A 5,001-nucleotide genomic window follows, 5' to 3' on the forward strand; every position below is an offset into this window, starting at 1 on the left:
ACAACACCACTATAAGACTTGCTGAAAAAATTAACGGTAAATACATTTATAATCAAGTTAAGAATGTAAAACGTAAAGTAGATGAAGATTTATATTTTGGTTCTATTGAAATAGGAAGTGACAAAGCTGGAGAATACGAAGAAGTTTTTGGTTTAGAAGAAACTAATACCAAAGCTAATTTTACCACACCAATTGAAAACGATAATACATATACCAAAGTTTCTAAACACCGTTGGGATTCTTATGGTCCAGAAATTGAAAGACGAAGAAATAAAAAAATTAAACCAACAGATGATAGAAGTGCCGATTTACATATTTTTCTTTTTGATGTTAAAAAAGGATTTAACGATGTTTTAGAACTTAAAACATGGCAAGATGTTTTAGAGGTCGAGCCTATAAATATGTTTAATCCAGAATCTTCTTATAACTTTCTATGGTCACCAGTGCAATTGGTTTTTAAACATGGTTGGTATTTAAACGGTGGTTTACAAGAATATCCTTCAGATTTTATAAGGTTTGGAAGCTCTAAAGGTAAAAGTAAAGTTATTATACAAGCTAAAGGTAAAAAAGCATATTCAGAAAATGGAAATATACCCATTTCAGATTTAGATAAACCGCGTTTTACACCTGAAGAAATAACTTTCGAACACGAAGTATCTTCAACATTAAATCAACAAATAGAAGGCACAACTACTATTATAGGAAATAAAATTCAAAACCTATATGGATTAATCGAATTTAAAAATGAAGATGGAAAACTTGAAAAAGCAAGGGTAAAATCTATAAAACCAAATAATAAAGGCGATTTCACGCTAACAAAACATATAAGATAATGGCATCAAGTATAACATTAAAGTTTAAAAATTTACCAGACATTAATACAGAGATTGTTATTATTGACACGTTTCTTGGAAATATTTTAGAAGAACATTTTGTGAATCAAAGGCTACAACCGTCTGAAAGCACAAGAGGGTATTTATTTCCTCAAACAGCTAGTCTTTATATGGACGCTTTTAATGCAGACTATAACGCAACAGGTTTATATACTGTTGCTTTATCTTTAAACTCCGAAAGTGCAGATGTTACTATAATTGGAAATAACCCTCTTTCTGAATTGCTAATAGTTTTAAATTCAACTAATGGCGCAGTTGAAATAATTGAAAATAACGTTACGCCACCTACTCCTTTTTATATTGATTCGCTTCAATTTTTACCTGCAACACAAAATAATTCTTGTTCACACTATAAAGTATCTGTAACAACAAATGAGCAAGCATCTAAAATATTTTCACCAATTTATAATGATAATTTAGATGGTTCAAATATCAATCCTATAGTTTTTGAAGTTTTAAGAGGTCAAGGCTTTATTTTGGATATATTACATGAATCTGGACAAACTATAAAACAAAAATATGCAATATCTCAAGTGCCTAGTATATTAAATAAAAGTCTTTTTTCTTTAAAAATAAACAACTCACCAAATGGCGCAACAGTTATTGTAAATAGTGAAAATATTAATCTCTTAGATTTAGAGTATTCGTTAGATAACACAAATTGGAAGACAGAAAATGTTTTCTCAGGCTTACTACCTGATAACTTCATACTTTATATCAGAGATCATTTAGGATGCAGTATATCAATAGATTTTAATGTTAACGATGAAAATATTTATACATCAAGGTCATATTATAGCAAAACCAATTCTATAATAATGGTAGAACAAAATAATTCTGATTATAAAACTGAAGAAAACACATTAAGTAACAAATCTTTTGCAATTAACCCAAAACTAGCACATCCAGAATATCATCTATTTAAAAATACGCATATAATACCTTGTCAATTATTATCAAATTATTCGAATATTGTTGCGAAAGTTATTAAAGAAGATGGTTCTGAAGATAACTTATTCGTTAACAAAATCACCTATAATATAGGCAGAAAAGATGCTAGAGATGCCATAAAATACAATGTTGGTTTTGGCAAAACAGGCATTTACTTCAATACAGGAAAACTATATGATTATGATACTGATACTTATACAAATTCCGATTATTCGCTTTTAGGCGGATTACCAGAATGGGCTAAAATTGGTAATTACTTTAGTGTTGATGGAGCATGGTTTAAAATAGAAAACAAATATTTTGATGATAATTTAGGTGTAGAATCAATTATTATAGATTCTGTTTACACAGGAAATCCTACTTCAATTATAACAAAATCTATATTTAACAGACAAAAAGATGATGTGTTTGAGTGGGTTATTGACATGTCTGTTTATAACAATCAAACTATTCAAATACAAACAATAGAGACTGATGATAGGTTTGTAACAAAAACACGTATATCTGAAAAAATACTTGTAAAACCATCGCATAAAGATATGATTGAAATTATATCATACAATACTAAAAACACCGATGTTTTTTATAAATCAGGTATAAAACACTATGCATTAGTACATACTGCATCAATATCAGGAGAACACGAAGATCCATCAGAAATAAATAAAGGTGATGACGCTTCAAGTTTAATTGATTCAAAATTATATGAATCGTTAGATTACGAATTCGATTTATTATCATTAGGCGGTTACCGTCAGTTAACAAGAATGCTTTCTAATAATATGGTATTTATTGAAAGTGTTCAATGTATTAAAAACGGTTCAGTAGAAAAAGAAGGACCATTAGGCGAATCGAACGCTTATAAATTAAAAGCTAAAATGATGTACGCAAATGGAGGTTTAAACACAAATGCAAGCGAAATAGAATTAATAACAGAAAATGAAAACTTTGATGTGCCAAACCTTAAAATAACAGATGCTGGAAAATACGTTACTTATCAGTAAGTTCTTTTAAATCGTCTTTAGTTATATGAAGATGGTTATGTGTATCGAAATTAGTGTTGTTAAAAATATAAGTATCAGGTTTTTCTATATTTTTTTTATACGATGGAATGCATAACGAAATAAGCCAACCAATAAAAGCACCCCCACCAATAAAAAGTAACCAAATAATAAGCATAAAAACAAAGATAACATATAATATAAAAAAATTTAACCAGTTTCACTATTTAGAATCATTCTAAATAGTGAAAAAAATCATATATTTGAACATGGCAGGATATATCGAAATATTACAACAACTCGCTAACATACAAGGATTTATTTTAAGTCTTAACAACAATCAGCTTAATTTAAAAGATTTTGACGAAGCTACTAGCCTTAATCTTGTTGATTTTGTTGGCATATCTCAAGGAGATAAAGATTTTAAAGTACCTGTAAGTCTTTTTATTTCTTTATTACAAAAGCAAAGCTTAAAAGCAATTCCTTTTATGTTAAGGCCAGACACTGAAGGCCAAAAGATATTTACTTTAGATTTTGCTCCAGATAATATCGATTTATTTAAAGGCAGAACACATCAAATACAAGATTTTGATGGAAATATTTATGATTATAGCTACAATTCTTCAACAAAACAATTAATAACAAAAAAAGGGGTATCACTAAACGAAAGGTTATTTGGCACAGGATATAGTAATGATGCATCAAGTGTTCAATTTATAAAAGCAACTTCAGAGGGGCAAACAGAATTCTTTTATTCAGGAGCACCAAATTTAATTCAAGTATTCAACGGACGTACCAAATTAATTGAAAACTATAATGAAGATAATGTTCTAGTTGTTAGAGATTTTTCGAATTCTAATTACAGTTCAAATAATAAAATAAACTTAACAAAAGGTGTGCCTTTAGGATCAATTATAAAAATTAGAAAAGATTAATATCATGAAAAAAATAATTTTATTTATAGCATTTTTAATTTCAGGAATACATGCGTTTGCACAATTACCTCCAGACGACTATGTAGATGGCTTATCAACTCCGTATATAAGACTATACGAGCTTACAACTGTGCAACGAGACGCTTTAACACCAGCTGAAGGAGATTTTATATACAATACAGATATAAAGTCTAACCAGTATTACAATGGCACAACATGGATAAGCTATCAAAAGGAAATAAAAAGCTACACAACAGTTCAGCGAGACGCTTTAACACCAGATAATTTTGATGTTATTTACAACTCAACCGATACGGTATTGCAATATTGGGATGGCGACAGTTGGGAAGATTTTAGCAGCTCAAGCTACACGCCTATATCAGAATTCACAGTCTCGCATAAAATAAACTCGATATTCGGGCAAACCGCAGGTAACGGAAATGTAGTATTTGAGTATGTTGCCTCAGACATAACCAACATATTATTTAATGCAGAATATAGCGAGTATTTATACGCTTTTGAAGCTTTAGAAGGAACGCATGACTTTTATGTGCAAGTATATAACAAAACCAAGTTAAAAAGCTTATTAGGTAAAATAATCGGTTTTAATGAAAACATAGTAAATACTGTTGAGTACTACAACGCATCTATAAACATTGGCGATATGAATGAAGCAGATATTGATGTAGGAGATGTTATTGAAGTTTATATAAGTGCCGTTTTAAGCGGTGACTCACAGTTAACAGAAGCTGAAGTTGATGCTTATGTATCTAATAATGGCTACCTAACAGGATTATCTGGCAGCTCGATATGGCAATTAGGCGATGTTACCCAAACTTCGCCATTAGATTTTGATATACTTTCTTACGATCAAGCCAATGGACGTTGGATAAATAGGTCAAGAACTTCATTAGGTTTACCAACTTTAGCTGGCGTTAATACGTTTACAGGTATAAATCGCTTTGACCAAGCAATAACGATTGGACTTGGCAACCCAAGTGGATCAAGCGAACTAGGGTTAGGCTACATATCATCTTCTCTTGGTAATAAATTATTCCAAGTTCACATGGGGGATTATCTCCTTAACATGAGAGGGTCTAACAATGTTGTTCATAAACTAAATCTACCAAATTTAGCAAGTCCTAAAGTTTGGGATTTTCCAGATGATTCTGGTAAGTTTCTAACCGAAGAAAAAGCAGCCACTTTATATGGAGGTAGTGG

5 protein-coding genes are annotated in these 5,001 nt (G+C 30.3%); 4 read left to right on the top strand and 1 reads right to left on the bottom strand.

The features are described from left to right. Positions 1 to 833 (top strand): hypothetical protein (locus AADI82_RS13635; protein WP_341216977.1); only part of this gene is annotated, 833 nt, incomplete at its 5' end. Next, positions 833 to 2,848, top strand: a complete 2,016-nt coding sequence (locus AADI82_RS13640; protein WP_341216978.1) for a hypothetical protein — start codon at positions 833 to 835, stop codon at positions 2,846 to 2,848. The genes AADI82_RS13635 and AADI82_RS13640, both read left to right, overlap by 1 nt. On the opposite strand, the gene AADI82_RS13645 is transcribed toward AADI82_RS13640, so the two are convergent. Next, entirely contained in the window at positions 2,835 to 3,023 is a 189-nt protein-coding gene (locus tag AADI82_RS13645) for a hypothetical protein (RefSeq protein ID WP_341216979.1), read from the bottom strand. The two genes, AADI82_RS13640 and AADI82_RS13645, sit on opposite strands and share 14 nt — an antisense overlap. Before the next feature lie 91 nt (positions 3,024 to 3,114). Between AADI82_RS13645 and AADI82_RS13650 the strand changes: the two genes are divergently transcribed. Beyond that, positions 3,115 to 3,780: a hypothetical protein gene (locus tag AADI82_RS13650; protein WP_341216980.1), complete on the top strand. Its 666-nt coding sequence runs from the start codon at positions 3,115 to 3,117 to the stop codon at positions 3,778 to 3,780. A gap of 4 nt (positions 3,781 to 3,784) precedes the next feature. Then, on the top strand, positions 3,785 to 5,001 hold a 1,217-nt coding region (locus AADI82_RS13655), incomplete at its 3' end, for a hypothetical protein (RefSeq protein ID WP_341216981.1).

It is taken from the genome of uncultured Wocania sp., assembly GCF_964021735.1.
Lineage (GTDB): Bacteria > Bacteroidota > Bacteroidia > Flavobacteriales > Flavobacteriaceae > Wocania_A.